Origin of the sequence: Comamonas sp. 7D-2 (genome assembly GCF_022749555.1) — a bacterium.
GTDB lineage: Bacteria > Pseudomonadota > Gammaproteobacteria > Burkholderiales > Burkholderiaceae_C > Comamonas > Comamonas thiooxydans.
This window is the reverse complement of sequence record NZ_CP094238.1, coordinates 2,381,270-2,406,688: the sequence shown is the minus strand read 5'-3', so window position 1 is coordinate 2,406,688 and position 25,419 is coordinate 2,381,270. Positions and strand designations below refer to the sequence as shown.

Below are 25,419 nucleotides of genomic sequence, written 5' to 3'. Positions count from 1 at the left end.
ATGGCTGCGGCTGCTGGAGTGACAGCTACGGCCAGTGTTTCAGAGCCATGAAAAAGCCCCGGCAGCTTACGCTTGCCAGGGCTTCATAGTTTGGATGTCGCCGGGATTCAGCGCTTTACGCCCTTGAGCAACAGCATGGCCAGAATCACGAAAAACGCCACAAAGCAGACAAACGACCAGTTGGCAATGGAGCCGCCCAGCAAAGTCCAGTCAATGGCCGCACAGTCGCCCGAGCCCTGGAAGATCATCGGAATGGAGCGGCTGAAGGAGTAGTGCTCGATCATTCCGTAGAAGTCACGGCCGCAGGTCGCAAACTCGGGTGGATACCACTGCAGCCAGCTTTGGCGTGCCGCCACAAACGCACCGAAACCGCTGGCCAACAGGGCCAGAATGCCGAAGCTCATCCACCAGCCTTTTTGGCCTCTAAAGCTTGCCAGCCCTGTGAAGATAGCTACCAAAATCAGTGCATAACGCTGCACGATGCACATGGGGCAAGGCTCCAGGCCCACCACATGCTGCAGGTAAAGGCCAAACGCCAGCATGGCCACACAGGCGACGCTGATCAGCGCCAGGATGCGCCGCGGCGCGGTTTCAAACCATTGAAGCATCAATATTCTTTCTGCGAAATTTCTGAATCATGCCAGCACCAAGGATAACGCCCTCTGATGCCTGCACGACTCCTTCGCAGGAGACAGCAAGCCAGAGCCGCCTCTCGGCGACTCTGCGCCCCGCCTGAGAGGCAGGGGTAAGGCGCATAGCGCCTCAGGGGGTATCAAATCCCAGCCGCCTCATCCAGGAACACCTTGGCCCGGCGCGGCGTCACCACCAGGGTTTCACCTTCGCGCAGACCCATGTCCTTGAACTGCTGTGCGGGAATCTGGGCTTCAATCAACCCGTCTTCCCCGGCATGGCTGGCATTTGGTGTGGTCTCGGAGGGAATAAGTTCCAGCCTTGCAATGGGGCCGACCACAATGGCACGCGAAAGCTGAGCCACGATGCCTGTGGGGCGCCCCTGGGCGTCGAGGTTCTGGCCCGGGGAATAGCGCTCCACTTCCAGATCATGGGGTCGCACATAGGCAAAAGCCTGGCTGTCCTGGGCACCGCGCGCATCGCTGCTGTCCAGTTGCATGCCCTCATCCAGATAGACCCGGCCATCGCTGGCACGACCCTTGAACAGATTCACATCGCCAAGGAAACCATAGACAAACGGTGTGGCGGGGTTGTCCCAGACTTGCTGGGGCGTGCCTTCCTGTTCGATCTTGCCCTGGTTGATGACCACCACGCGATCCGCCACTTCCAGGGCCTCCTCCTGGTCGTGGGTCACGAAGATGGAGGTCACATGCAGCTCGTCGTGCAACTGGCGCAACCAGCGTCGCAGCTCCTTGCGTACCTTGGCATCCAGCGCACCAAAGGGCTCGTCAAGCAGCAGCACCTTGGGCTCGACAGCCAGGGCACGGGCCAGTGCGATACGCTGACGCTGGCCGCCCGAGAGTTGCGATGGATAGCGCTCGGCAATCCAGTCCAGCTGCACCAGCTTGAGCAGCTTCATGACCTTTTCCTTGATCACTGCCTCGCTGGGGCGTTCCTTGCGCGGCTTGACACGCAGGCCGAAAGCCACGTTCTCGAACACCGTCATATGACGGAACAGCGCGTAGTGCTGGAACACAAAGCCCACGTTGCGGTCTCGCACATGCACATCGGTGGTGTCTTCACCGCTGAAGTGGATGCTGCCCACATCGGCGGTCTCCAGACCCGCGATGATGCGCAGCAGCGTGGTCTTACCGCAGCCCGATGGGCCGAGCAAGGCGATCAGCTCGCCCGATTTGATATCCAGACTCACATCGCGCAGGGCCTGAAAATCGCCGAACTGCTTGCTGACATTACGAATTTCGATACTCATGATGAATCTCTTGTTCTGATCCGGGCAGCTCAGGCTGCCTTGGCGGTTTTGTTCGTTGCGAGGCTGATCTGGCCTGGGCGCTCGGGCGGTGCTTCGGCAGCGGCCCTGGCCTGCTGCTCGGCACGCCATTCGGCGAGGGACTTGATCACCAGCGTCACCAGCGCCAGCAGCGCCAGCAGCGATGCCACGGCAAAGGCGGCTGCTGCCTGATAGTCGGCATACAGCACTTCCACATGCAGCGGCATGGTGTTGGTCTGGCCCCGGATATGGCCGGAGACCACGGACACGGCACCGAACTCGCCCATGGCACGGGCGTTGCACAGAATCACGCCATAGACCAGACCCCATTTGATATTGGGCAGGGTGACATTCCAGAAAGTCTGCCAGCCCGAGGCACCAAGCACAATGGCGGCCTGCTCTTCGTCGCTGCCCTGGGCCTGCATCAGCGGGATCAGTTCACGGGCGATGAAGGGAAAGGTCACGAACACGGTGGCCAGCACGATGCCGGGCACAGCAAAGATGATCTGGATCTCATGCTTGGCCAGCCAGGGGCCCAGCCAGCCGTTGGCGCCAAACACCAGCACGTACATCAGACCGGCAACCACGGGCGAGATGGAGAATGGCAGATCGATCAAGGTGGTCAAAAAGGCCTTGCCCTTGAACTCGTACTTGGCGATGCACCAGGCGGCGGCCACACCGAAGACCAGATTCAGGGGCACGGCAATCAGCGCCGTGATCAGCGTGAGCTTGATGGACGAGATCGCATCAGGCTCGCCCAGCGACGTGACATAGACATCCCAGCCCTTGCGCAGCGCCTCGCCAAAGACGGACAGCAGCGGCAGGATCAGGAAGATCAGCATGAACAGCAGGGCCACTGTGGTCAGAACCCAGCGCACCCAGCGCGGCTCGGTCGTGGTCATCTTCTCCAGCTTGGCGCTCTTGGGCGGGGCCGTGATCTTGTAGAGCACGACCAGGACCAGCAGAGCAATGGCGACGATGGTGAAAAGATGCGCCCAGATGGGCAGCAGATTGGGAAACAGCGCCTGAATCGCTGCGTGAATCGAAGACATCAGCGGCCTCCCTGCGCCTTGCGCTGCCATGCCTGCAGTGCGTTGATCAGCAGCAGCAATACAAAAGAGATCAGCAGCATCACCACGGCCACGGCCGTGGCACCGGCTACATCGTGTTGATCCAGCTTGGCCATGATGATCAGCGGAGTGATTTCCGAGACCATGGGAATGTTGCCGGCAATGAAGATCACCGAGCCATATTCACCCACGGCGCGCGCAAAAGCCATGGCAAAACCGGTCAGCAGCGCCGGACCGATATGCGGCAGTATGACCTTGTAGAAAATCTGCCAGCGCGATGCGCCCAGGCTGGTTGCAGCCTCTTCCAGCTCCTTCTCGAAGTCTTCAAGCACCGGCTGAACGGTACGCACCACAAAAGGCAGACCGATGAAAATCAGTGCAATGGCGATGCCCTTGGGGTTGTAGGCCATCTGAATGCCCAGCGACTCGAAGTACTGTCCGATCCAGCCATTGCCCGCATACAGCGCCGACAGCGAGATACCGGCCACGGCCGTAGGCAGCGCAAACGGCAGATCGACCAGCGCATCCACCACCTTCTTGCCGGGGAACTGGTAGCGCACCAGCACCCAGGCGATCAGCATGCCGAACACCACGTTCACACAGGCCGCAATAAAGGACATGGTGAAGGATAGCTCGTAGGAAGCGACCACGGCCGGCGCCGATACCGCAGTCCAGAACTGCTCCCAGGTCAATGAGAAGCTCTTGAACAGCAGGGCTACCAGCGGGATAAGCACGATGATGCTCAGATAGAAAATGGTGTAGCCCAGCGTCAACCCGAAACCGGGCAACACTCGCTTGGCACTACGCGCCTTGCGTGGGGCTAGAGCAGCAGAGGACATATTCAAAAGGCAATGTAGAAAAAGTGATTGCAGCCAACATGCCGGGCCTATGAACAGGCAGGCGCCCCACAGGGACGCCGAGCAAGGGCCGCCCCTTACGCTTGGGGCGTCGCCCCCTCCCGCGCAGCGAGAGAGGGGAAAGCGGCATGGCCGCTCAGGGGGAGTCTTTATTTACCGGGGGTGTAGAGCTTGTCGAACTGACCGCCATCGTTGAAGTGCACCTTCTGCGCTTCGGTCAGCGAACCGAAGTACTTGGCCACAGTGAACTGCTTGATGGGCTTGAATTGGTCGGCGTGCTTCTTGAGCACCGCTTCGGAGCGAGGACGGATCGCATGCTTGGCTGCGATTTCCTGGGCTTCGTCGGAGTACAGCCATTGCAGATAGTCGGTGGCCAGCTGGGTCGTGCCCTTCTTGCCCACGGTACGCTCGACCACAGCCACAGGGTTCTCGGCCACGATGCTCACCGATGGGTAGACCGCGTCGACCTTGCCCTGGCCGAATTCACGGTCCACGGACACGACTTCGGATTCGAAGGTGATCAGCACATCGCCGATATTGCGCTGCAAGAAGATGCTGGTCGCATCGCGGCCGCCCTTGCCCAGCACAGGCACGTTCTTGTAGAGCTTCTGCACGAATTCGGCCGCTTGCGCATCGGTGCCGCCCTTTTCACGCACCGAACCCCAGGCTGCCAGATAGGCGTAGCGACCATTGCCACCGGTCTTGGGGTTGACCACCACGACCTTCACATCTGGGCGCACCAGATCGGACCAGTCCTTGATGTTCTTGGGATTGCCGTTGCGCACCAGGAACAGCATGGTCGATGTAGTGGGCGATGCGTCATGCGGGAACTTCTTGTTCCAGTCCTTGGCGACCACGCCGTTCTGGGCCAGGAAATCCACATCGGTGGTCGTGTTGAAAGTCACCACATCGGCAGCCAGGCCGTCATTGACGGCGCGGGCCTGGGCACTGGAGCCGCCATGGGACTGATCCACCTTGATGTCCACGCCCTTGGTCTTCTTGTAATGGGCGATGAATGCAGCGTTGTAATCCTTGTAGAACTCGCGGGCCACGTCATAGGAGACATTGAGCAGTTGAGTCTGTGCCGAGGCAGCGCCTGCTGCTGCCAGTGCGATGGATGCCAACAATGTCTTGAGCTTCACGGAATGCATGGTTCGCTGCCTTTTCTTGAGCAATGTGTATAGATGTACACATTGTGCGAACGACTCCTTAAAACTCAAAAGAATATATTTTTCTTTGTTTTTCTGAAATTCAATATAAAGAATAAAACAGCACGCGAGTTCAAGGTAAAAAATAGCCGTAAGCGCTCTACCAGCGAGTGCATGAAGCTATCAAAAAAAGAAGCACTAAAGAGAAACAACCCCGGAATTTCAGGCCGCAAGTGCAGCTGCCTGCAAGGGCCGGGCCGAGGCCTGAGCATTCCAGCCGCCCTGCTCGGTCAGCGACTGCAGCAGTGCCAGCCCCAGCGGCCAGGCTCCGAAGCCCGACTCGATATTGATATGTCCGGCGTTCTGCAAACGCACCAGCTCGCTGCCCCAGGCCCTGGCATAAGCGCCCGCACGGCGAATGGGGCAGAACGGATCATTGCTGCTGGCCACCAGCACGCTGCGATAGGGCAGCGGCGCATAGGGCACGGGGGCGAAGTCGGCAAGCTGGGCGCGGCGCTCGGGGTCGGCAGGAGCCACCAGCAAGGCGCCATGAACGCGCGCCGCGGCAGCCTCGCCCAGGTGCGCGGTCGTGATGCAGCCCAGGCTGTGAGCCACGATGACGGCAGGACGTTCATCGGAGAGCAAGACTCTTTCCAGCTCCGCCACCCAGGCATCGCGGTGCGGCACCAGCCAGTCCTGCTGCTGCACACGCACGGCGCCTTCCAGCTGCTCAGCCCACAGGCTTTGCCAATGTCCGGGACCGGAGTTGCGCCAGCCAGGCACGATCACGATGCGAAATGGGGATGTCATGCTGCCTCCTGTAATCTCGGAGCGCCAGCCGGGCCAGAGGAAAAAGCCCGGCGTGCTCCTGATCTGATAACAAGGCAGTCATTGTGGGCAAGGCCTGCCCAAATCCCAACGAATGTTTTGTTGTTATCTTATGGGCAGAAGCTAATGCTGCGCCGAGGCCGATGCTGCCTTTTGCACGGCAGAGATGCTGCTGCCCGGCATGCGCTCCCCAAGGAAGTCCAGGAAATGCCGCACCGCCGGTGCCAACCCACGCCGCGAGGGGAACACCGCATGCACGATGCCGCGCGGAGGTGCCCATTGCGGCAGCAACTGCACCAGAGTGCCCCGGGTCAATTCGTCCTGACACATATAGTCAGGCAGCCAGCACATGCCGCTGCCGGCCAGGGCCGCAAATTTCAGCGTCAGCAAGTCATCGACCACATAGCGCGGCTGCAGCTGCAGCCGGTGCTCCTTGCCTTCGGGCCCGACGAGCAGCAGGCTGGAATGACCGTCGACTGCCGTCATCGCCATGCTGTCCAGCAACTGCAAGTCCTCCAGCGACCTGGGCGTGCCCTGGCGCTGCAGCAGATCGGGGCTGGCCACCAGAATCTGGCGCGAGCTGTCGAGTCGCTTGACGACCATGGAGCCGCTGTCCTCCAGCGTGGCACGCACGCGCAATGCGACATCAACCCCCTCCTCGACCAGATTGACTGGGCGGTTGGTGACCTGCATCTCCACCTGCACCAGCGGGCAGCGCTTGAGGAATTCGGGCATCAGCTCGCCCAGGACGGTCTGCGCCAGCGTCACCGGGCAGGTCACACGAATGGTGCCGCGCGGCTCGGTCTGGACTTCGGCCACGGCATCCGACGCTGCCAGGGCGGCATCGCGCATGGCCTGGCCGTGGCGCAGAAAGGTTTCCCCCACTTGCGTCAGAGACAGCTTGCGGGTGGTGCGTTGCAGCAAGCGCACCCCAAGGTGGGCCTCAAGTTCGGCAACACGGCGCGAGAGGCGCGACTTGGGAATACCCAGTGCCCGCCCCGCAGCGGCAAAGCCGCCGCGCTCGACCACTTCGACGAAGTACAGCATGTCGTTGAGATCCACCATGCATATATCCTTGGACTCGATTGAATTGATATTTGGAACGATCTATCGCATTTTTGCAGACTTATTGCCGAATCTAAACAAATCTACAATCTATCCCATTGCAATTCAAAACGAATCACTGTTTTGCCGCAACGCAGCATCTGAGCTGGGCAAGAAGTGCTCTTTTACTCATTTTTAGAGGTATAGGTACCAATATGCAAATCCTGCACATCGACTCTTCCATCACTGGCTCCAGTTCCGTTACCCGCTCCCTGACAGCCGATATCGTTGCCAACCTCAAGCAGGCCAACCCCGAAGCCAAGGTGGACTACCTGGACCTGGCCGTGAGCGCCCCCAGCCACTTGAGCGCGCAATCTCTGGGCTTTCGCACCGGCCAGGCCGCTGCCACCGAAGTCGAACGCCAGGAAAACGCCGTCTCCGAAGCGCTGGTCAGCCAATTCCTGGCTGCTGACGTGATCGTGGTGGGCGCCCCCTTCTACAACTTCACCATCCCCTCGCAGCTGAAGGCCTGGCTGGACCGCATCGCCCAGGCTGGCCGTACGTTCAAGTACACCGCCACCGGTCCCGTGGGTCTGGCCGGCGACAAGAAGGTCATCGTCGCTTCCGCTCGCGGCGGCGCATACTCCACCAGCGAAGCGGGCCAGGCCATGGAGCACCAGGAAAGCTACCTGAAGGTGATCTTCGGCTTCATGGGCGTGACCGACGTGACCATCGTTCGAGCCGAAGGCGTGGCCATGGGCCCCGACGCCAAGGCTGCCGCCATGGAAGCAGCCAAGGCTCAGATCGAGCAAGCACAAGCCATCGCTGCCTGATAGCAGGCAAAGCTGCAAAAGCCGGTACCGCCCAGGGCGTACCGGCTTTTTTGCGCAACAAACTTGCTCACAACCAAGGTTTTGGACATTTCCGACTGAAGTTCTGGAAAAAACAGCCGATCTGAAGGCCTGAACCCGCTATTTTTGATACGCTGAAAACAGTTAGATACCGATCAGGTCCGAGTCTCGGTTGCTCGAACATGCTTTCCCAGATGCCAGCTTCCCGTCCCATGCCCACCGCCGTCCGTCAATCGCCTCAGCGCTCCGACGAAAACCTCGTCGTCACCGCTATTGCCGTATTTCTGGTGGCAGCACTGATTCTGGGTACGGTCGCCTATCGATACTTCAAGCATTCACAGCAGCAGCAGGAGCAGACTCGCAGCGAGCGTCAGGCCTACAAGCGCTATAACGACTATCTGGACTCCACCGAACAGGCAACTGCCAAGCCTGCCGCCAACCCGCCTTCCCCCGTACAGGCCAGCGCTCCTGCCGCAGCGCCCAGCATGGCCGAGAAGCTGCTCAGCCACCCTGCCGTCACGCCAGGCCCCGGCTTCAACGCTCCCGGCGTGCAGCAGACCGGCGTGGCCATCATCGATGCGATAGATCACGCCCAGGCAACCGCCAAGCAGTAAGGTCAAGAAGGCAGGCAGGCTTTGCCTTGCTGCCCGGCAGCTCAGCGCATCACCAGACCGCCGTCGACAAGCAGCAGCTGCCCGGTCATGAAACCGCTGAGTTCCGACGCCAGAAACAGCACCGGCCCTGCCACATCTTCGGGCCGTGCCAGCCGCCGCAGCGGCGTGGCCGCCATCAGCGATTCACGAAAAGACTCCTTGCTGTCCTGCGTACCCTGCGTGGGATAGACCAGACCGGGCGCCACACAGTTGACGCGGATGCCTACTGGCCCAAGCTCGCTGGCCAGATTGCGGCTGAAGGCCAGCAAAGCCCCCTTGGATGTCGTGTAGTCGTGATAGGCAACGACTGGCTGCTCCACCAGATTGCTGACAATGTTGACAATGCTGCCGCGCGCGCGCTGGCGCATCAACGGCAGCACCGCACGGCAGACATTGAAGCTTGCACCGACGGCCCCGTCGAACTGGGCCTGATAGTCCGCCCATTGCAGATCGTCAAAACGGCTGCGGCGTTCCGGATCGAATGCATAGGGCCTGAAGGCATTGTTGACCACGATATCAATGCCCCCCGCTTCACGCACGATGCCGTCTACCACGCTCTGCACCGCATCGGGCGAGCCCACATCGGCCTTGACCGCCCAGGCATCACCGCCCGAGTCCTTGCCCGCGGCCAGGCAGGCATCCACGGTGCTGGCTGCAGCCTCGTCATTGGACAGGTAGTTGACGGCCACGGTCGCACCCTCGCGCGCAAACGCCAGGGCAATCGCCGCGCCAATGCCACGACTGGCTCCCGTCACCAGCACCACCTTGCCGCGCAAGCCCATTGAAGAAGACTGACTCATATTCACGATTTCCGCTCAAACACTGACAGGCCCCAGGCAGGAGACAGCAAGCAAGTGCCTTGGCGGCTCGGCGCCCTGCACTGATGCTGTCCTCCCCCAAGGCGCGAGGCCGCCCAGGCAACGCGCCTCCAAGGGGAGATTTACAGCGGCACAACCACATCCGCCACCTTGATCTGACGCTGCACCATGCCCAGCGCACGATAGGCATCGGCGCCTTTTTGCAGCGCAGCCATATCGAAACTGCCCAGCGGCTGGCCCTGGACTGCCGGCATGGAAGAGGCGTTACGCAGGCGGATCACATCCAGATTGATATCGCGACGCGTGCCGTCGATGGCATATTTGCTGGCCAGCACCGAGGCCTCCTCGGGATTCGCCATCATCCAGGCAGCGCTTTCGCGGTAGCCCTTGACGAATGCCTTGAGCAAGTCCTTCTTCTGCTGGAACACCTCCTCGCGCACCACAAACATGTCGCTGGACATATTGAGGTGGTCGCTGACCTGCATCACATTGACTTCGCCTATGCCCTTGCGCAGTCCCACAGCCAGGCCGGTATCCGTGGCGGCCGTGGCGTCAACCTGCCCTTGCATCAGGGGCGCAAAGTTCAACAGGCCGGTCACGACAATGCTCACATCCGACTCCTTGAGGCCGGCCTGATGCAGCATCACCAACAGGTTCTGGCGCGTGCCGCTGGCAAGGCTGTAGACACCGATCTTCTTGCCCTTGAGGTCTGCGGGCTTACGAATGCCCGAGGACTTGAGCGAAACCACATTGAACACGTTCTGCGGATAGATGTCGTAGATCGCCACCAGCTTCTCGCCCTTGTCCAGAGCCATGAAGAAGGAGCCGGGGTCGGTAAACGCCACGTCGGCCTGGCCGCTGAGGATGTTGCGAATCGCATCGCCGCCACCCGCTCCGGGCAGATAGGCCAGTTCCACGCCGTTCGCCTTGAAGAATCCTTTTTCGGGCTCGACCAGAATATTGGTGATCTCGCTGATGGGCTTGCTCCAGCCGGCCAGGCGAATCTTGCCCTGCAGAGGAACCGCCATGCTGGTGCCGGTCATGGCAAGGCCGCTCAGGCCTGCACAGGCGCCGAGCAGGCTGCGGCGAGAGATGAACGAAGTCTGGTTGCTGGAGTGCATGACAAATGGTTTGAAGATGCAGTCAGGCCCGGTCGCCCGACTGCGAGGTTGAAAAGTGATGGGAGCGCAGCAAATAGCGCTCCAGAACAAGGCAGGCCTGATACAGCAGCAGGCCCATGGCGGCAATCAGCACCAACGCCGCAAACATCAGCGTGGTGTCCATCATTCCCTGGGCAGCAATGACCACGGCGCCCAGGCCCTGGCTTGCACCCATGAACTCGGCCACCACGGCACCGACCAGCGCCAGCACGACGGCCACGCGCAGCCCGGCCAGAATCGCGGGCAGCCCGGTCGGCAGTTTCAGGCGCAGCAAGGTCTGCAGCCTGGTTGCGCCCAGCATGCGAAACAGCTGCAGGCGCTGGCCATCCACCTGCCGCAGGCCCGTCAATGTGTTTTCCATCAATGGGAAAAAGCAGATCAGCGCCGTGATCAGCACCGTCGGCAGCATGCCGAAGCCGAACCACAGCACGAACAGCGGCGCCAGAGCCAGCTTGGGCACGACCTGGCTGACCACCACATAGGGCTTGAGCACGCGCTCCAGCAACTCTGACTCAGCCAGAGCCATGCCAGCCAGCAAGCCCACGGCACTGCCTATGAGCAGCCCCAGCAGCAAGGCCTGCAAGGTAGCCCAGAGATGCGGCCAGAAATAGCCGGACGCGAGACCCGACCACAGCGACAGCGCCACCGCCGAGGGCGCGGGCAACACCAGCGCCGACAAACCAAATTGCCTCGCAGCCAGTTCCCATATTGCAAGAACGGCTATCAAAAGCGAGGCAGACAGCCAGTGTGTTCTGTTCAGCAGGCCGCTCATGCGCCACCCCGGTCCATGGATGCGCGAATGCGCGCGCAATAGTCGTTGAACGCCGCGCCATGGCGCAGGCTCTGCTGGCGCGGCTGTGGCAGCTCGACGGACCAGTCGTCCACGATGCGGCCGCCATGCATGAGTGCAATGCGGTCACCCAGATAGACAGCCTCGTTGATGTCGTGGGTAACAAAGAGCACCGTCGTGCCATGGCGCTGGCAGGTGCGCAGCAAATCGTCCTGCAGTTCGGCACGCGTAATGGCATCCAGCGCCGCAAAAGGCTCGTCGAGCAGCAGCAGCGGCGGCTCCAGAACCAGGGCTCGCGCCAGCGCCGCGCGACTTTGCTGTCCGCCCGAGAGCTGCCCAGGGTAAAGCCGGGCATGGGCGGCAAGACCCAGTTGCTCCAGCAACTGCATGGCTGCCTGTCGGTCCTGCTGCGTGGGTTTGCGCTGCAGCGATACAGGCAGCAGCACGTTGTCGATCACCGTATGCCAGTCCAGCAGCGTCGGCGCCTGGAACATAAAGCCCAGTTGCGGCCCCGGCGCTGCCAGTTCGGTGCCGCGCAGCAAGACATGCCCCGACTGGGGCCTGAGCAGGCCAGCCGCCAGCTTGAGCAGCGTGGTCTTGCCGCAGCCGCTGCGCCCCAGCAGGCAGTGAAACTCTCCAGCCCCGACCTGCCAGTCCACGCCATCCACCACGGGCACTCGTCCCGGGTAGCTGAATCGGGCCTGCTTGAATTCCATGAATGCCACGGCTGTACGCGCCCCCTCAATCCGCATAATCAGCCAGCGGCTGGGCCGCAAGTTCTGCCGACTGCTCGATCTCCGTCATGCGCACCAGATCCAGCAGGTTGAAGCGCCCGTCATGGTGCCATCCCGCCTCGGGCATGCTCATGGAGCCGATGGCGCTGATACGCGTAACGCCAGCCGCACCCAGCAGCCCCGCCAGGCGGTACAGCTCTTCGGGGCCGGCAGCAATGCCGGCGGTCTGCAGATAGTCGCGCTGAGCGGCCACCACGGGCAGCACGGCATCGAGCCGGTCCACGGCCACCACGGCAATCGTGCGGTACAACGCGGTCGGTGCCAAGGGCTGAAGACTCTCGCTGTAGGCCACGCTCCAGGGCGCATCCACAGGCCCCAGCAGCTGGTGTGCTTCACCGCCCCACTCCATGTTCTGCTGCCAGCGTGCCAGCGCCGCCCCTTCTTCCAGATCCAGTTCGCGGCGTGCAAATCGTCGCTGCAGATTGGCAAGCTCGGCTGCCAGATAGTCGGCAAAAGCACGCGCAGAGACCGGCGCCCCACGCTGCACATAGAACACATGGGGCGAGTAGCAGCCCTGCTGGTCATAGCGCATCACGTCCCAGGCCGCCAGCCTTGCCATGGCCGGAGCCTTGAGCGTATCCAGCGCCTGCGCGTCGATCAGGCCAAAGCCCAGCTTGTGGCCATGGGGCAAAAAGCGCGTCGTCACGGGCAGGCGACGACGCAACGCATCCAGCGTCTGGTTGCCGCCATAGGCCAGCACCGTATCGGCCTGGGCATAGAGCGCGTCGGCCTCCTCGCCACCTGCACCGCGCCACCACACCACGGCCAGGCAATCGGCCAGCGGCGGGTGGACCTCTGCCAGCAGGCCTGCAAACCATCCCGCAAACAAAGGCTCGGCACTGGCCAGCTTACCAATCGCAGGGGCCTTGACCAGCAAGCCGCAGACCAGGCTCCACAGCGACAGCGCAGGTACGTTGCCGGCCCAGCTATGCACCAGCAGATCCGGGCCGAAAGCACGTACGGCCCCGCCCTTGGCTGCCGGTTGAAAACCATCGAGTACCGCCGGATTGGCAAAATCCTCGGCCACAAAGCGCTTGAGCTGCGCTGCACGAAAGGTCTTGAAAAATCCTGTCAGCCCCAGCCGCACCATATCGGCGTCATAGCCGCTGACCACGGGCAGCCAGGCTTCGGCCTGCTGGCGGTAGATGTCGTTACGGTCAAGCAGGCGGGCCATCGCACGATCGACGGCATCGATGATCTCGGCCACCGGCATGGGGCGCAGATGGGCGGCCGCGGCCTTGCGCACACGGCAGGCCAGTGCCTGCATCTGCGGCGCCGTCAGCACGGGCACGCTGACTTCCAGCCTCTGGCCGTCGCGGGACTCGAAGTCCAGCGTCTGCCACTGCACTTCGTCGTCGCCCAGGCCCGGCAGGTAGCCTGCCTTGATACGCTGCACCTTGCGCTGCTTGCTCATGCGCCGGCAGCTTTCACAAACTCTTCAACCGCCAGCGAGCAACCCTTGGCGGCGGCGCCCTCGGCGCGCCCTAGCAGCAAAAAGCCGTCTTTTTCCTGCGAGCCGGCCCACAGGCCCACATCCTCGGTCAGTATGGTGGTCACCGCGTTGTAGTTGGCCAGATCGCAATGCACCAGAATGCCGCGCTCACCAGCTGCCACGTCCCTGCCGGTGATCGGCTCCACCAGACGCGAACGAATCCAGTGCGGACCGGACTTGACCGAGGGCAGAATCGCATTGCCATCGTCATAGAACTGGGTACTCAGCTCCGTCATGCCATACATATTGATGCACAGACTGCGCGGCACGCCCAGCAGCTGCGAAAGCTCGGCATAGAACTCCTCGAGCGGCAGCTCGCGCGACTGCCCCTTGTAGCCGCCCGTATCCAGTACGCGGCTGCCTGCAGGCAGGCGAAAGCTGCGGCCCTGCGCACGCAGGGCATCCATCACATGGACCAGGCTGAAGCTCGCGCCCAGCAACGCAAACGGCTGGCCACTGCGCTCGGACTCTTCCAGCGCGGCACACAGGGCCGGCATGTCCAGCCCTTCCGAGTTCAGATAGTAGCGGCTGCCTGCCGAGCCGAATTCGGAACAGGCCAGGGCCAGATAGTGGGCCAGCGAGGAATTGGGCATGGCCTGCTCATCGGGAAACAGAATGCCCATCGGCATGCGCTCCAGCCCCTGCATGAAACGTCTGGCGAAATAGCGCTTCATGGACAGGTCGTAGACATCGAGCTGCGGATGGAAATGACGTCCGCGCGCAGCGCGTCCCGTGGTGCCGCTGGTCATGAATACGCGCTCGGCGGACGACGGCGGCTCGCTGCGCAGCTCCATGGCCTTGAAGGCATCGATGGGCACAGCCGGAACATCGCGCCAGCTCCTGACATTGCGCAGCGTAGCACCGCGTCGCTGGCAAAAGCTGCGAAACGGCGCATTGCATTCGTACTGGTAGGCGAAAAGGCGCAGGGCGAGTTGATTGAACTGGTCGTCGGTGCAGTCATCCATTGCGATGAAAGCAAGCAGATCTGCGACCAGCGAAGCGGCCTTGTCCATGAAATTCCTTCGAGAGCGGGGACATCATGCTCCGAAGGCTTGCTGACCATGCGAGAACGCACTGCCCTGAGGTCAGCTTGCAAGCTCTTCTTCCGCCGGTATGAACCGGGTCAAGTTCGCGGGTGTAGATCTCAGCACTGGCGTGCACCCCGGAGCGCGGCGCCATCTTACCCCAACGGCATCACTGCAAGGGGGCTGCACCGCCGCATGAAAGTCGCGTCACTTGTAACCTGGGGTAATGCTCCAGCACGGGCAAGAAGGACATACAGGGCAAAAACATCAAAATACTGCTGCCCAAATACAATCGACCCAGCACCGCAAGCTGCCTGAGACGTAACCTGCCACGGCGCCGACAATCACGCAGGTACGCCATGCCTGAAAGCGCGGCATGTCGCGTCGCTGGACTGCGTCAGCAGAGCTTGCAAGCCATCCAGGGCACTGAACGCCCGCCCCAAGCCCCAGAGATATTCACATGCATTTTTCGCGCCTTTGTCATCTGGCAGGCTGGCCTGTGGCCGCCGCCGGACTGCTGCTGACGGCACAGTCCGCAACAGCCCAGCAAGCCGCCGCCCAGCCGGAACTGCCCCAGTTGTCCGAAGTCACCGTGCGCAGCACCTTGCAGGAGTCTGCACTTGAGCAAACCCCGGCCTCCGTGACCGTGCTCGACGGCGAGCGCATGCGCGAGCGCAATCTGCAGGTCAATCTCTCGGAGTCCCTGAGTGCAGCTCCGGGTCTGCAGCTGCAGAACCGTCAGAACTACGCGCAAGACCTGCAGCTGTCGATTCGCGGCTTTGGCGCACGATCCACCTTCGGCGTGCGCGGCATACAGATCTATGTGGACGGCATCCCCTCCACCATGCCCGATGGCCAGGGTCAGACCAACAATATCGATATCGCCTCGCTGGAGCGCGTGGAAGTGCTGCGCGGTCCTTACTCCGCCCTCTACGGCAACGCCTCTGGCGGCGTGATCAATGCCTATACCGAACGTGGTGAAGGCGCGCCCTCGATGCAAAGCAGCTTTGCACTGGGCAGCGACGGCCAGAAGCGCCTGGGCCTCAAGGCCAAGGGCGAAACCAACGGGATTGGCTATGTGCTCAGCGCCAGCCGTTTTCTCACCGACGGCTACCGGGCCCAGAGCGCGGCGGACAAAAACCTGTTCAACGCCCGCATCGATGTCAAGCCCGACGAATACAGCCAGCTAACCCTGGTCGCCAACCATGTGGACATCGATGCCAAGGACCCCGGCGGCATCACGCCCAAGGACTGGGCGGCAGATCCGAAGGCTGTGGCGTCCAACCCCTTGCTCTACGATTCGCGCAAAAGCGTGAAGCAGACCCAGGCCGGCCTGACCTATGAGCGCCAGCTGGACGGCGGCCAGGCACTGCGCCTCATGGCCTATGCCGGTCAGCGCGAAATGATGCAGTTCCAGTCCACACCCAAGGCATCGCAGACCGGCTACAGAGGCGGAGTGATCGGTCTCAAGCGCGACTATGGCGGCATCGATGCGCGCTGGAGCGGCAAATACGAGCTGGGCAGCGGCAGCCTGAGCCTGATTGCCGGCCTGGCCGCCAACACTGTCAGGGAAGACCGTCAGGGCTACAAGAACTTTGCGGGCAACCAGCTGGGCGTGGTCGGCGAGCTGGTGCGCGACGAGCGCAACACCCTCACCAGCATAGACCCCTATCTGCAAGCCTCCTGGGCCTTTGCACCGCGCTGGAAGCTCGATGCCGGCCTGCGCTGGAGCAATGTGCAGTTCCAATCGCGCGACCATTTCCTGGCAGACAAGAACGACAGCGGCAATGCCGGATTCCATAAGCTGCTGCCGGTTGTTTCGCTCCAGCACGAGCTCAATCAGGACACCAATATCTATGCCTCGCTGGGTCGCGGCATGGAAACACCGACCTTCAACGAGATCTCGTACCGCCCCGATCTGGCGGGCGGTCTGAACTTCGGCCTCAAACCTGCGGTATCGACCAGTGCCGAGCTGGGCATCAAGCAAGGCTTCAATGTGGCCGGACTGCGCGGCGACTGGTCTGCCGCACTGTTCCAGACCCAGACCGACGATGAAATTGTGGTGGCCAGCAACGACAACGGCCGCACCTCTTATCAGAATGCCGGCAAGACCCGCCGCCGCGGCATGGAGCTGAGCACCAGCACCTGGCTGATGCCCCAGTTGCGCCTGAGCGGCGCGCTGACCTTGCTTGATGCCAGCCTGCGCAGCGGCTATTGCGACAGCAAGGGCCAGGACTGCACTCCCGCCGGCAACCGTATTGCCGGCACGGCCAGGCATTTGGGCTACCTGGGACTGGAATGGCTTCCCGCCACCGACTGGCGTGTGGGCCTGGACTGGCGTCATGTGGGCCGTATTGCCGCCGACGACAAGAACCAGGTCTATGCCCCCAGCTACAACGTGGCCAGCCTGAGCGTTGGCTACACCAAACGCCTGGGCGCCTGGAAGCTCAGCACTTTTGCCCGCATCGACAATCTGGCGGACAAGAACTATGTGGGCTCGGTCATCGTCAACGAAGGCAACGGACGTTACTACGAGCCCGCTCCGGGACGTCAATGGATGGCCGGCACCAGCCTCAGCTACCAGTTCTAAACATGTCATCCGGCTTTGCCGGACAGCAGAAAGCGGGTCCAGAGCCCGCTTTTTTCACATCCGGATAGATCAAAAGCGATTTTTTCAGAAAAATTCTGGTGCTTGTACATTGCCTGCTTGAGCCCGAAAGCCGCCAATCCCGCCCCGGTTTGCCTGCCAGACGACAGGCGCCGGCAACAAGCTTGCGCTCATCAGCCCTGCAAGCCACGTCAAAACACAGTCAATCACATCAATTTCCATGCCGGTGCGTATGCAGTTTGAGCGAAGTTAGCCCCTGAAGCAGGCAAGAACGGCACACAGAAATTCTTCACTCTGCAACACGCAGTCATCAGGGGTACAACTGCCACGAAATGCGGGCCAAATGACAACAGACATCCGCTCCAGGTAAAGAAATCAATTCTTATAGAAAATTCACATAAAAAGAGCTCAGATGGCGGGCTTTTGAAAGCAAATTCACAGCGCTAGAATCCGCCACCAGCGCTGCCTCGTATGTTTGAAGCCGGGGCACGGTTTCAGATTTCTCCGTATGTCAGCCCTTTTCGTTTCTTGCCATCCAAATTCCAGCCCGGCGCCTTGCAGCCCTGCCATTCCCGCAGTTGGAGCTGATGTATGAGTGATGGATTGCAAAGCCCCGCCCAACAGGGTGTGCAGTTGGTCGATATACGGCTGCAGCGCGGCCAGACCCAGGTGTTTGACGGCCTGAGCCTTAGCCTGACTGAAACGCGCATTGGCGTGATCGGCAACAACGGCGCGGGCAAGTCCAGCCTGTTCCGCCTGCTTTGCGGGCTCGAGCTGCCCCAGGCCGGACAAGTACTGGTGGATGGCATGCCCTTGCTGCAGGCGCGCGAGCACAAGCCCGGCCTGATCGGCCTGATGTTCCAGAATCCGGACGATCAGATCATCTTCCCTACCGTGGAGGAAGAACTGGCCCTGGGCCTTCGCCCCCAGGGCCTGAGCAAGCAGCAAGCCAGAGCCAGGGCGCGCGAGTTGCTGGCCGCACGCGGCCTGGCCCACTGGGCCGAGCGGGCCGTCAGCAGTCTGAGCCAGGGCCAGCGCCAGCAGGTGTGCTGGCTCTCGCTGCTGATTGCGGCGCCGCAACTGCTGCTGCTGGACGAGCCCTTTGCCAGCCTGGACCTGCCCGGTCAGGCCCGCTTGGCCCAGGATATTGCCACCGCACCGCAACAGGTGCTGGTCTCCACCCATGTGCTTGACCATGTGCGCGACTTTGAGCGCGTGATCTGGCTGGAGCAAGGCCGGCTGCGTGGCGACGGCCCTGGCCGCGACATCTGCAGCGCCTACGAGACCTCCGTACAGGAGCAGTTGCTGAAGAAAAGCCCGCACGGAGACCTGCATGGGTAGCCTCTACAGCGAAGTTGCGACCTGGCTGCATCGCTGGTCGGCCGGCCTCAAGCTCTTGCTGCTGGCGGTTTTCGGTACGCTGTTGTTTCTGATAGCCAACCCCTGGGCGTTGGCGTGCTGCGGCGTGGCTTGCCTGGTTCTCTGGATATCGCTGGGCGAGGCCACACAGGTGGCGCGCCGGCTGATGCGCTCGGTTATCGTCGCGGCGCTGCTGGTGGCGGGCTTTCATGCCTTCATGGGCAACCCTTTGCTGGCAGCCGTCAGCAGTCTGCGGCTGATCTGCGCCTCGACCCTGGGCATTGCGCTGACCATCACCACCCGCCCCAGCGATCTGGTCGAGGTACTGGAATGGCTGCTCGCCCCGCTGGCCCGCTTGGGCATCCCCACCGAGCGCGTGGCCATGCAGCTTGCACTCATGCTGCGCTTTACCGAACATTTCTTTGTGCAATGGACAAAGCTGGACGAGGCATACCGCCTGCGCACCGGCAAAAGCGGCGGCCTGCGCCTGATTGCACCGCTGACGATTCATATGCTGCAGGCCACGCGCCGTGTGGCCGACGCCCTCTGGGCAAGACTGGGTTTCTAGGAGAGCATTGATGACTACCACACCCTCTCACACCGTATCGCGCGGCGGCGCACGCTCCATGGCTCAGGTATCGCTGTTCGCCGCCCTGATGGCCGTGATGGGCCTGATTCCCAAGATCGACCTGCCGTTCGGCGTGCCCATCACCATCCAGTCGCTGGGCGTGATGCTGGCAGGCGTCATGCTCGGGCCCTGGCGCGGCCTGCAGTCCATGGCACTGTTTCTCGCGGCCGTGGCCGTAGGTCTGCCACTGTTGTCGGGCGGTCGCGGCGGCATCGGAGTCTTCATGGCACCGTCTGCCGGCTATCTGATCGGCTACATGCTGGCCGCAGGCATCACTGGCGCCATCATGGCTGCCCTGCCGCAGAGCACGCCGCGTCGCACGGCGCTGAGCGCCTTCATCGCCTCCTTGATCGGCGGCCTGCTGTGCCTGCATGCCTTTGGCGTGCTGGGCCTGATGCTGATCGCCAAGATGAGCCTGAGTCAGGCCTTTGCCGTGACGCTGGCCTTTGTCCCCGGCGACTTCATCAAATGTGTTCTCTGCGCCATCATCGTCCACACCGTGGCACGCGGAATGCCTGACTGGCGTTTTGGCGGTCGCCGGTGAACGCGCTGTCCGCGGCGGCACCGCTGCAGGGTTTCTGGCAGCTGGTTCATGGCCCGCTGGCCTATTGGGCGCAACACCGGCCCGATGTTGTGGCCTTGCAGAGCGAGGCCGGCTCCTGGACCTTTGGCGATCTGCATGCCGAGGTCGAGCAGCGCTCGGCACGCCTGGTGGCGCAACGCGCACCGCAAATGCTGCTGCTGGATGCCAGCCGCTCAACGCTGGAGCGGCTGGTGGACTTTCTGGCCGTGATCCACAGCGGCCGCTGCGCGGCGGTTGCCGACCCCGACTGGCAACCTGCCGTGCGCCAGCGCATTGAAAGCTGGCTGCCCGCGCAGCCCTGCGAGCTGGAATCGGCAGCACCGACGGCAGCCTTTTATACCGGCTTTACCTCGGGCAGCACTGGCCTGCCCAAGGGCTTCAAGCGCCACCATCTGTCGTGGACGGAGAGCTTTCGCGTCGGCCTGCAGGATTTCGGCCCCGTCGTCGCCCAGCGCACGCTGGCACCGGGGCGCATCTCGCATTCGCTGTTTCTGTTCGGCGCCATGCAAGGCATCTGGTATGGCTGCGGCGCCGTCATGCAGGAGAAGTTCTCTGCCTCGCGCTGTCTCGCAACCCTGGCGCGCGGCGATACCCCCTGTCTGGTCGCCGTGCCCAGCCAGTTGCTGCTGATGCTGCAATGGGCCGAGCATCGGCAGCTCGCACCGATTCCCGAGGTCGAGCTGATCACCATCAGCGGCGCGCGCTGGATGCGCGCCCACACGCCGGCGCTGCGCGCTCTGTTCCCCAAGGCCCGCATCATCGAGTTCTATGGCGCCTCCGAAGCCAGTTTTGTCGCCTGGATGGATGCCGACGAAGCCAGCGGCCCGCAGGCAGTGGGCAGGCCATTCAGCAATGTGGAGCTATCCATTCGCCCCACCGGCAGCGATGCCGCAGAGAATGCGCTGGCCGAGCATGACACCAGCCATGCCAGCGACGGCCTGATCTATATCCGCAGTCCCATGCTGTTCATGGACTATGTGGGCGACGCCCATGACGCCACGGCCGTGCTGCGCGATGGCGACTGGCTGTCCGTGCGCGACATGGGTCATATCGACGAACGTGGCATGCTGTGCCTGGCAGGCCGCCAAAGCCGCATGATCGTCACCCAGGGCAAGAACCTGTTTCCCGAGGAAGTGGAGAACCTGCTGGCCAGCCACCCGGCGATTGCCCAGGTCTCGCTGCACGGCCAGGCCGATGCGCTGCGAGGCCTGCAGGTACACGCTGTGCTGCAATGGAGGCCGCAGACCGAGGCGCCTTCGGCCCTGGAGCTGAACCAGTGGCTGCGCGAGCGCACCGAAGCCTTCAAGGTGCCGCGCCAGTGGTGGGTTTGCGAACACTGGCCGCAGACAGCCAGCGGCAAGACCGACCACGGCCAACTGGCCCAGGCCCTGCGCGCCAGCATGGCCGGGCCTGCGGGAGCTGCCATATCCCCTGCCCTGCTCCCCTCATTGCGGCCGTGGCAGAGTTGAGGCCCATGCCAAGCAAGACCCCCATCATTGCCTGGGCACGCAGCCCGGTGGCTCCGCTAGGCTCGGCCCTGGCCCAGCTCAGCCCTCATGAACTGGGCCGGCCGCTGCTGCTGTCACTGCTGCAGCAAAGCGGATTGCCGGCCCATGCCGTGGATGCGGTCGTCGTCGGCAACGCCCTGGGAGCTGGCGGCAACCCGGCGCGCATGCTGGCACTGGCCTCAGGCCTGCCCGATGGCTGCGCCGCTCACACCATTGATACCCAGTGCTGCTCGGGCCTGGATGCGGTGGCCATGGCCGTGGGTCTGCTGCAATCGGGTCAGGCCGAGGTGGTGATTGCTGGCGGCATCGAGGCCTGGAGCCGCGCCCCCATTCGCCAGACCCGCCCGCTGCTCCCAGGCGAGCAGCCCCAAAGCTACGAGCGCCCGCCATTTGCCCCCGAGCCCGCGAGGGACCCCGATATGTTGCAATCGGCTGCCGACTATGCGCTCACGCATGGCTTCAGCCGCAGCCGGCAGGAGCAGTATGCGCTGCTGAGCCACAGCCGGGCCCTGGCCGCCCAGGCTCAACTCGCCCCGGAAATCGTGCCCGTGGCCGGACTTGTGGCCGACGCCTATCCGCGTGCGCTGCAGCCCGCTCGTGCCGCGCGCATGCCGGTGCTGGCCCGGGGCAGCTGTGAGGGCGCGAGTGCCGACGACATCGCGGCCCACGCACTCAGCCCCCTGACCGTCTCGGCCAAGGCCGATGGTGCGGCCCTGATCCTGCTGGCCACGCCCGAGGCCTGCGCCCGCTGGAATCTGCAGCCCCGCGCACAATGGCTGGCCAGCGCCAGCGTGGGCGCTGCGCCAGAAACACCGCTGCTGGCCGCCATTGCGGCGGCGCAGATGGTGCTGGCCCGAGGCAGCCATGCGCTGGCCGGGCCGCACAACTCACCGTTGCTGGCCCGGGATCTTTCGGCCATCGAACTGCATGACGCCTTTGCCGTGCAAGGCCTGGCCTTTTGCACCGCCATGGGCCTTGCGCCCGAGCAGATCAACAGCGCAGGCGGCGGCCTGGCGCGCGGTCACCCGATAGGCGCGTCAGGCGCGATTGCGCTGGTGCGCTGCCTGGCTCAGCTTGAGTATCAGGCCCGGTCATCGACACCCAAGGCCGGACTCGGCCTGGCGACCATCGCCGGAGCCGGCGGCATCGGAGCGGCAACCCTGGTGCAATGGCTGCAAGCCGCTCCCTGAATTCATTTTTGATAGCTATTACCCCATGTCCAGCAACGGTTCAGTCGTAAAAACATCTGAAGGCTTCGACTTGCCGGCAGGCATGGCGCTGATGCAGCAGCGCCGCTCCACACGTGCTTTTCTGCCCGATGCCGTGCCTGACGCGCTGCTGGAGCAACTGCTGTTGATGGCGCGCCAGGCGCCCAGCGGCGGCAATCTGCAACCAGGCCAGCTGATCGCAGTACGCGGCAAGCTGCGCGAGCAACTGACTGCCGCCCTGCTGCAGGACGTTGAAAGCCAGGTGCCCGAATGCGAGGACTACGCCTACTTTCCGCGCCCCATGCCCATGCAGCTGCGCAAGCGCCAGGTGGCTTCGGCACAGGCGCTTTACGGCGCCCTTGGCGTGGCGCGCGACGACCGCGCCGGGCGCGAAGCGCAGTTTGCGCGCAACTACCGCTTCTTCGATGCACCCGTGGCGCTGGTCGTCACCATCGACGCCCATTACGGCCCCGGCGGCTATCTGGATCTGGGCATGACGCTCTACGGCCTGCAACTGGCCGCCGCCGCCATGGGCCTGGGCAGTTGCGCCATCGGCGCCCTGGCCTCGTACCCGGCCACCGTGCGCCGCGTGCTGGGCCTGGCCGAGAACAAGCACATCGTCTGCGGCCTGGCCCTGGGCTGGGCCGACGAGTCCGCCCCCGTCAACCAGACCCAGACCACGCGTGCGCCGCTGGGCGAGTGGTTTCAGGCAATGGAATAACTAAAAAAACGATAGCTATCAGCACAATCCATCAATAGATCTGAAGGTATTTTCTACCTAAAACAAAATACCAGCGAGCGCTAGCAGCTATCCATTGGAGAGCAGTAAAAAAGCGCTGCAAGTGCAGCGCTTAGTTCGATGCCCGTCAAACAGGCGCCGCCCCGCAGCGAGGCTATCGTCTCCCTTGGGGCGTGCGGCCAGGGCAAGGCGCGAAGCGCCTCAGGGGGTAGTCATCAGAACGCCGGGAAGACCGATCCCTTGAATTCCTTGTCGATGAACTGGCGCACCTCATCGGAGTGATAGGACTTGATCAGCTGGGCGACCCATGGCTGATTCTTGTCGGCATCGCGCACCACCATGATGTTCACATAGGGGTTCTTGGCCGACTCCAGCGCAATCGCATCCTTCTTGGGGTTCAGACCAGCCGAGATCGCGAAGTTGGTGTTGACGGTGGAGGCATCCAGATCGTCCAGCGAACGTGGCAACTGGGCCGCATCCAGCTCGACGAACTTGAGCTTCTTGGGGTTGGACACCACATCCAGGGGCGTCGCCTTCAGGCCAGCACCCTCCTTGAGCTTGATCAGACCCTGGGTCTGCAGCAGCAGCAGCGCGCGGCCGCCATTGGTGGGGTCGTTGGGAAGGCCGAACTTGGCGCCGGTGGGGAGTTCGGACAAAGCCTTGATCTTCTTGGAGTAGATGCCGATAGGGAAATTCACCGTGTCGGCCACCCAGCTGATCTTGTAGCCACGATCCTTGAGCTGAGCATCCAGATAGGGGCGGTGCTGGTAGCTGTTGGCATCCAGGTCGCCGGCGGCCAGCGCCGCATTGGGCTGGACATAGTCGCCGAACTCGATGACCTTGAGGTTCAGACCATTCTTGGCAGCAACCTTTTTGACCACTTCCATGATCTGCGCGTGGGGGCCGGCGGTCACGCCGATCTTGATGGTCTTGTCCTGGGCCTGGGCGGCAAAACCCAGGGTGGCCGCAGCAGCCACGGCCAATGTGGTGCGCAAAAGCGAGCGCTTGTTCAACATGCAGATTCCTTGTGCCAAAGATTGAGAGTGGCTAAGACTGTAGCGTCAGTTTCATGTGCCGGAGCGCTGTTTCTTAGACAGATTGCTCAGATGCAAACTACAGATTGGCAATGCAAGCCTTAACGGCTTGAATGCGGCAACCCAAGCGCCCACAAAAAAGCCCGCTCCTTCACGGTAGCGGGCTTGTCTGCATGCACAGGCTGTCAAAGATCGGACATCGTGGGTGCTGCCAGTACCTGCTGGGCCACTACGTCGAGCACAGCATGGGACTCGTCCTGCCTGTCGATCCAGACCTTGGGTGTGAAGCTGCCGCGCAAGGCAATCGCATCGCCTTCGGAGAGACTGCGCAGCACGGCGCAGGGTGCGTTGTCGAAAGCGACGATATTCACGGGAATCGAGGAGCCGTCGCCGGCATTGGCTCGCATGCGGGCCACCATATAGGGGCGGCGGTTGCGGTCTACGCGACTCTCGGGGATGCCGGTCAGTCGGCCGGTAATCAAACCATCCATCATTTGCTGTTATCTACCCAGAAAAAATCATGGCCGCCCTTGAGCAAGAGCGGCCTTTCAAAAAATCTTGAACCTGCATTTTAGGGCGGCGCCTGTTTCCAGGTAGCAGCCCTTTTCTTAATTTTTTGTAATGTACGCCAGTGCTCAGCGATGGCTCAGACGGCGCACGGCCCAGTCGCCCAGGCTTTGAATGGCTTGAACAAAGAAGATCAGGATGATCACCACGACCAGCATCACGTCGGGCAAGAAACGCTGGTAGCCGTAGCGAATACCCAGGTCGCCCAGGCCACCACCGCCGATGGCACCCGCCATGGCCGAGTAGCCGGTCAGGCTGACGAAACTGATGGTCAGACCCGCGACGATGCCAGGCAGCGCCTCGGGCAGCAGCACCTTCCAGACGATCTGGCCGGTGGTCGCGCCCATGGACTGGGCCGCTTCGATCAGGCCTCCATCGACTTCACGCAAGGCAGTCTCCACCAGACGGGCCACAAAAGGCGCCGCCGCAATCGTCAACGGCACCACGGCCGCCCAGGTGCCGATGGAGGAGCCGGTGATCAGACGCGTCAGCGGAATGATGGCCACCAGCAAGATGATGAAGGGGGTGGAGCGCAGCGCATTCACGATCCAGCCGACAACCTTGTTGGCCGGGCCGTTCTGCAAGATGCCCCCATGGTCGGTCAGGCGCAGGAAAACGCCCAGCGGAATACCGATCAAACCGCCGATCAGGCCCGAGACGCCAACCATGATCAGCGTCTCCCAGAAGGAATCCAGCAGCAGCTGGAGCATCATTTCCGAAAAATTCTCAAACATCGC

At 62.4% G+C, this 25,419-nt stretch carries 26 protein-coding genes and 1 riboswitch; of the genes, 9 read left to right on the top strand and 17 right to left on the bottom strand.

What is annotated here, in order from left to right:
* Nucleotides 1-107 precede the first annotated feature (107 nt).
* The 7 genes from MPZ60_RS11155 to MPZ60_RS11125 all read right to left on the bottom strand — a co-directional run bounded on the left by MPZ60_RS11155 (nt 108) and on the right by MPZ60_RS11125 (nt 6,886).
* Entirely contained in the window at nt 108-608 is a 501-nt protein-coding gene (locus tag MPZ60_RS11155) for a disulfide bond formation protein B (protein WP_034352061.1), read from the bottom strand.
* A 164-nt stretch (nt 609-772) separates the two neighbouring features.
* Entirely contained in the window at nt 773-1,900 is a 1,128-nt protein-coding gene (locus tag MPZ60_RS11150; RefSeq protein WP_003055644.1) for a sulfate/molybdate ABC transporter ATP-binding protein, read from the bottom strand.
* Nucleotides 1,901-1,929: 29 nt separating this feature from the next.
* Nucleotides 1,930-2,970, bottom strand: coding sequence for a sulfate ABC transporter permease subunit CysW (gene cysW / locus MPZ60_RS11145; protein WP_034352057.1), 1,041 nt, complete (start codon nt 2,968-2,970; stop codon nt 1,930-1,932).
* Nucleotides 2,970-3,827 (bottom strand): sulfate ABC transporter permease subunit CysT, encoded by an 858-nt coding sequence (cysT, locus tag MPZ60_RS11140; protein ID WP_034352054.1) that lies wholly within the window; start codon nt 3,825-3,827, stop codon nt 2,970-2,972. The genes cysW and cysT overlap by 1 nt, the downstream gene beginning before the upstream one ends.
* A 167-nt stretch (nt 3,828-3,994) precedes the next feature.
* A complete protein-coding gene (locus MPZ60_RS11135) occupies nt 3,995-4,996 on the bottom strand; it encodes a sulfate ABC transporter substrate-binding protein (protein ID WP_034352051.1) in 1,002 nt (333 codons plus the stop codon).
* Nucleotides 4,997-5,215: 219 nt separating this feature from the next.
* On the bottom strand, nt 5,216-5,803 hold the full coding sequence (locus MPZ60_RS11130) for an alpha/beta hydrolase (protein ID WP_034352047.1): 588 nt from the start codon (nt 5,801-5,803) through the stop codon (nt 5,216-5,218).
* A gap of 141 nt (nt 5,804-5,944) precedes the next feature.
* On the bottom strand, nt 5,945-6,886 hold the full coding sequence (locus MPZ60_RS11125; protein ID WP_003067965.1) for a LysR family transcriptional regulator: 942 nt from the start codon (nt 6,884-6,886) through the stop codon (nt 5,945-5,947).
* Between the two features lie 194 nt (nt 6,887-7,080).
* Here MPZ60_RS11125 and MPZ60_RS11120 point away from each other — a divergent pair, with 194 nt between their 5' ends.
* Nucleotides 7,081-7,698 (top strand): FMN-dependent NADH-azoreductase, encoded by a 618-nt coding sequence (locus MPZ60_RS11120; RefSeq protein ID WP_034352043.1) that lies wholly within the window; start codon nt 7,081-7,083, stop codon nt 7,696-7,698.
* 230 nt (nt 7,699-7,928) lie between these two features.
* Entirely contained in the window at nt 7,929-8,330 is a 402-nt protein-coding gene (locus MPZ60_RS11115; RefSeq protein WP_052057564.1) for a hypothetical protein, read from the top strand.
* A 41-nt stretch (nt 8,331-8,371) separates the two neighbouring features.
* Here the strand turns inward: MPZ60_RS11115 and MPZ60_RS11110 are convergent, their stop codons facing one another.
* The 6 genes from MPZ60_RS11110 to MPZ60_RS11085 form a co-directional block, all read right to left on the bottom strand.
* The gene (locus MPZ60_RS11110) at nt 8,372-9,169 is read right to left on the bottom strand and encodes an SDR family oxidoreductase (protein ID WP_034352040.1); all 798 of its coding nucleotides are present in this window, start codon (nt 9,167-9,169) and stop codon (nt 8,372-8,374) included.
* 140 nt (nt 9,170-9,309) lie between these two features.
* The gene (locus tag MPZ60_RS11105) at nt 9,310-10,308 is read right to left on the bottom strand and encodes an ABC transporter substrate-binding protein (RefSeq protein WP_003070876.1); all 999 of its coding nucleotides are present in this window, start codon (nt 10,306-10,308) and stop codon (nt 9,310-9,312) included.
* A gap of 22 nt (nt 10,309-10,330) precedes the next feature.
* Complete coding sequence (locus tag MPZ60_RS11100; RefSeq protein ID WP_034352037.1) at nt 10,331-11,119, bottom strand: ABC transporter permease; 789 nt, start codon at nt 11,117-11,119, stop codon at nt 10,331-10,333.
* A complete protein-coding gene (locus tag MPZ60_RS11095) occupies nt 11,116-11,853 on the bottom strand; it encodes an ABC transporter ATP-binding protein (RefSeq protein ID WP_242607009.1) in 738 nt (245 codons plus the stop codon). Before MPZ60_RS11095 ends, MPZ60_RS11100 begins: the two co-directional genes overlap by 4 nt.
* 25 nt (nt 11,854-11,878) lie before the next feature.
* Nucleotides 11,879-13,345 (bottom strand): acyl-CoA reductase, encoded by a 1,467-nt coding sequence (locus tag MPZ60_RS11090; RefSeq protein ID WP_034352030.1) that lies wholly within the window; start codon nt 13,343-13,345, stop codon nt 11,879-11,881.
* Nucleotides 13,342-14,436 (bottom strand): long-chain-fatty-acid--CoA ligase, encoded by a 1,095-nt coding sequence (locus tag MPZ60_RS11085; protein WP_034352027.1) that lies wholly within the window; start codon nt 14,434-14,436, stop codon nt 13,342-13,344. Before MPZ60_RS11085 ends, MPZ60_RS11090 begins: the two co-directional genes overlap by 4 nt.
* Nucleotides 14,437-14,506: 70 nt before the next feature.
* Nucleotides 14,507-14,598, bottom strand: a riboswitch (TPP riboswitch).
* Between the two features lie 310 nt (nt 14,599-14,908).
* Here MPZ60_RS11085 and MPZ60_RS11080 point away from each other — a divergent pair.
* Nucleotides 14,909-17,038: a TonB-dependent receptor gene (locus MPZ60_RS11080; protein WP_034352023.1), complete on the top strand. Its 2,130-nt coding sequence runs from the start codon at nt 14,909-14,911 to the stop codon at nt 17,036-17,038.
* Nucleotides 17,039-17,122: 84 nt separating this feature from the next.
* On the opposite strand, the gene MPZ60_RS11075 is transcribed toward MPZ60_RS11080, so the two are convergent.
* Nucleotides 17,123-17,278, bottom strand: a complete 156-nt coding sequence (locus MPZ60_RS11075) for a hypothetical protein (RefSeq protein WP_165571813.1) — start codon at nt 17,276-17,278, stop codon at nt 17,123-17,125.
* A gap of 369 nt (nt 17,279-17,647) precedes the next feature.
* Here MPZ60_RS11075 and MPZ60_RS11070 point away from each other — a divergent pair, with 369 nt between their 5' ends.
* From MPZ60_RS11070 to MPZ60_RS11045, 6 genes are read left to right on the top strand one after another with little or no spacing between them, the layout of a single operon-like run.
* On the top strand, nt 17,648-18,397 hold the full coding sequence (locus tag MPZ60_RS11070) for an energy-coupling factor ABC transporter ATP-binding protein (RefSeq protein ID WP_034352020.1): 750 nt from the start codon (nt 17,648-17,650) through the stop codon (nt 18,395-18,397).
* The gene (locus MPZ60_RS11065; protein WP_034352018.1) at nt 18,390-18,983 is read left to right on the top strand and encodes an energy-coupling factor transporter transmembrane protein EcfT; all 594 of its coding nucleotides are present in this window, start codon (nt 18,390-18,392) and stop codon (nt 18,981-18,983) included. The genes MPZ60_RS11070 and MPZ60_RS11065 overlap by 8 nt, the downstream gene beginning before the upstream one ends.
* 10 nt (nt 18,984-18,993) lie before the next feature.
* Nucleotides 18,994-19,587, top strand: coding sequence for a biotin transporter BioY (locus MPZ60_RS11060; RefSeq protein WP_034352015.1), 594 nt, complete (start codon nt 18,994-18,996; stop codon nt 19,585-19,587).
* On the top strand, nt 19,584-21,095 hold the full coding sequence (locus MPZ60_RS11055; RefSeq protein ID WP_034352012.1) for an AMP-binding protein: 1,512 nt from the start codon (nt 19,584-19,586) through the stop codon (nt 21,093-21,095). The genes MPZ60_RS11060 and MPZ60_RS11055 overlap by 4 nt, the downstream gene beginning before the upstream one ends.
* A 5-nt stretch (nt 21,096-21,100) precedes the next feature.
* The gene (locus tag MPZ60_RS11050) at nt 21,101-22,324 is read left to right on the top strand and encodes a thiolase family protein (protein ID WP_034352009.1); all 1,224 of its coding nucleotides are present in this window, start codon (nt 21,101-21,103) and stop codon (nt 22,322-22,324) included.
* A 25-nt stretch (nt 22,325-22,349) separates the two neighbouring features.
* Entirely contained in the window at nt 22,350-23,063 is a 714-nt protein-coding gene (locus tag MPZ60_RS11045; protein WP_034352006.1) for a nitroreductase family protein, read from the top strand.
* 233 nt (nt 23,064-23,296) lie between these two features.
* On the opposite strand, the gene MPZ60_RS11040 is transcribed toward MPZ60_RS11045, so the two are convergent.
* The 3 genes from MPZ60_RS11040 to MPZ60_RS11030 all read right to left on the bottom strand — a co-directional run bounded on the left by MPZ60_RS11040 (nt 23,297) and on the right by MPZ60_RS11030 (nt 25,416).
* A complete protein-coding gene (locus tag MPZ60_RS11040; protein WP_012838141.1) occupies nt 23,297-24,097 on the bottom strand; it encodes a MetQ/NlpA family ABC transporter substrate-binding protein in 801 nt (266 codons plus the stop codon).
* 203 nt (nt 24,098-24,300) lie between these two features.
* Entirely contained in the window at nt 24,301-24,609 is a 309-nt protein-coding gene (locus MPZ60_RS11035) for a single-stranded DNA-binding protein (protein WP_012838140.1), read from the bottom strand.
* 141 nt (nt 24,610-24,750) lie between these two features.
* The gene (locus MPZ60_RS11030) at nt 24,751-25,416 is read right to left on the bottom strand and encodes a methionine ABC transporter permease (protein WP_003070061.1); all 666 of its coding nucleotides are present in this window, start codon (nt 25,414-25,416) and stop codon (nt 24,751-24,753) included.
* Nucleotides 25,417-25,419 lie beyond the last annotated feature (3 nt).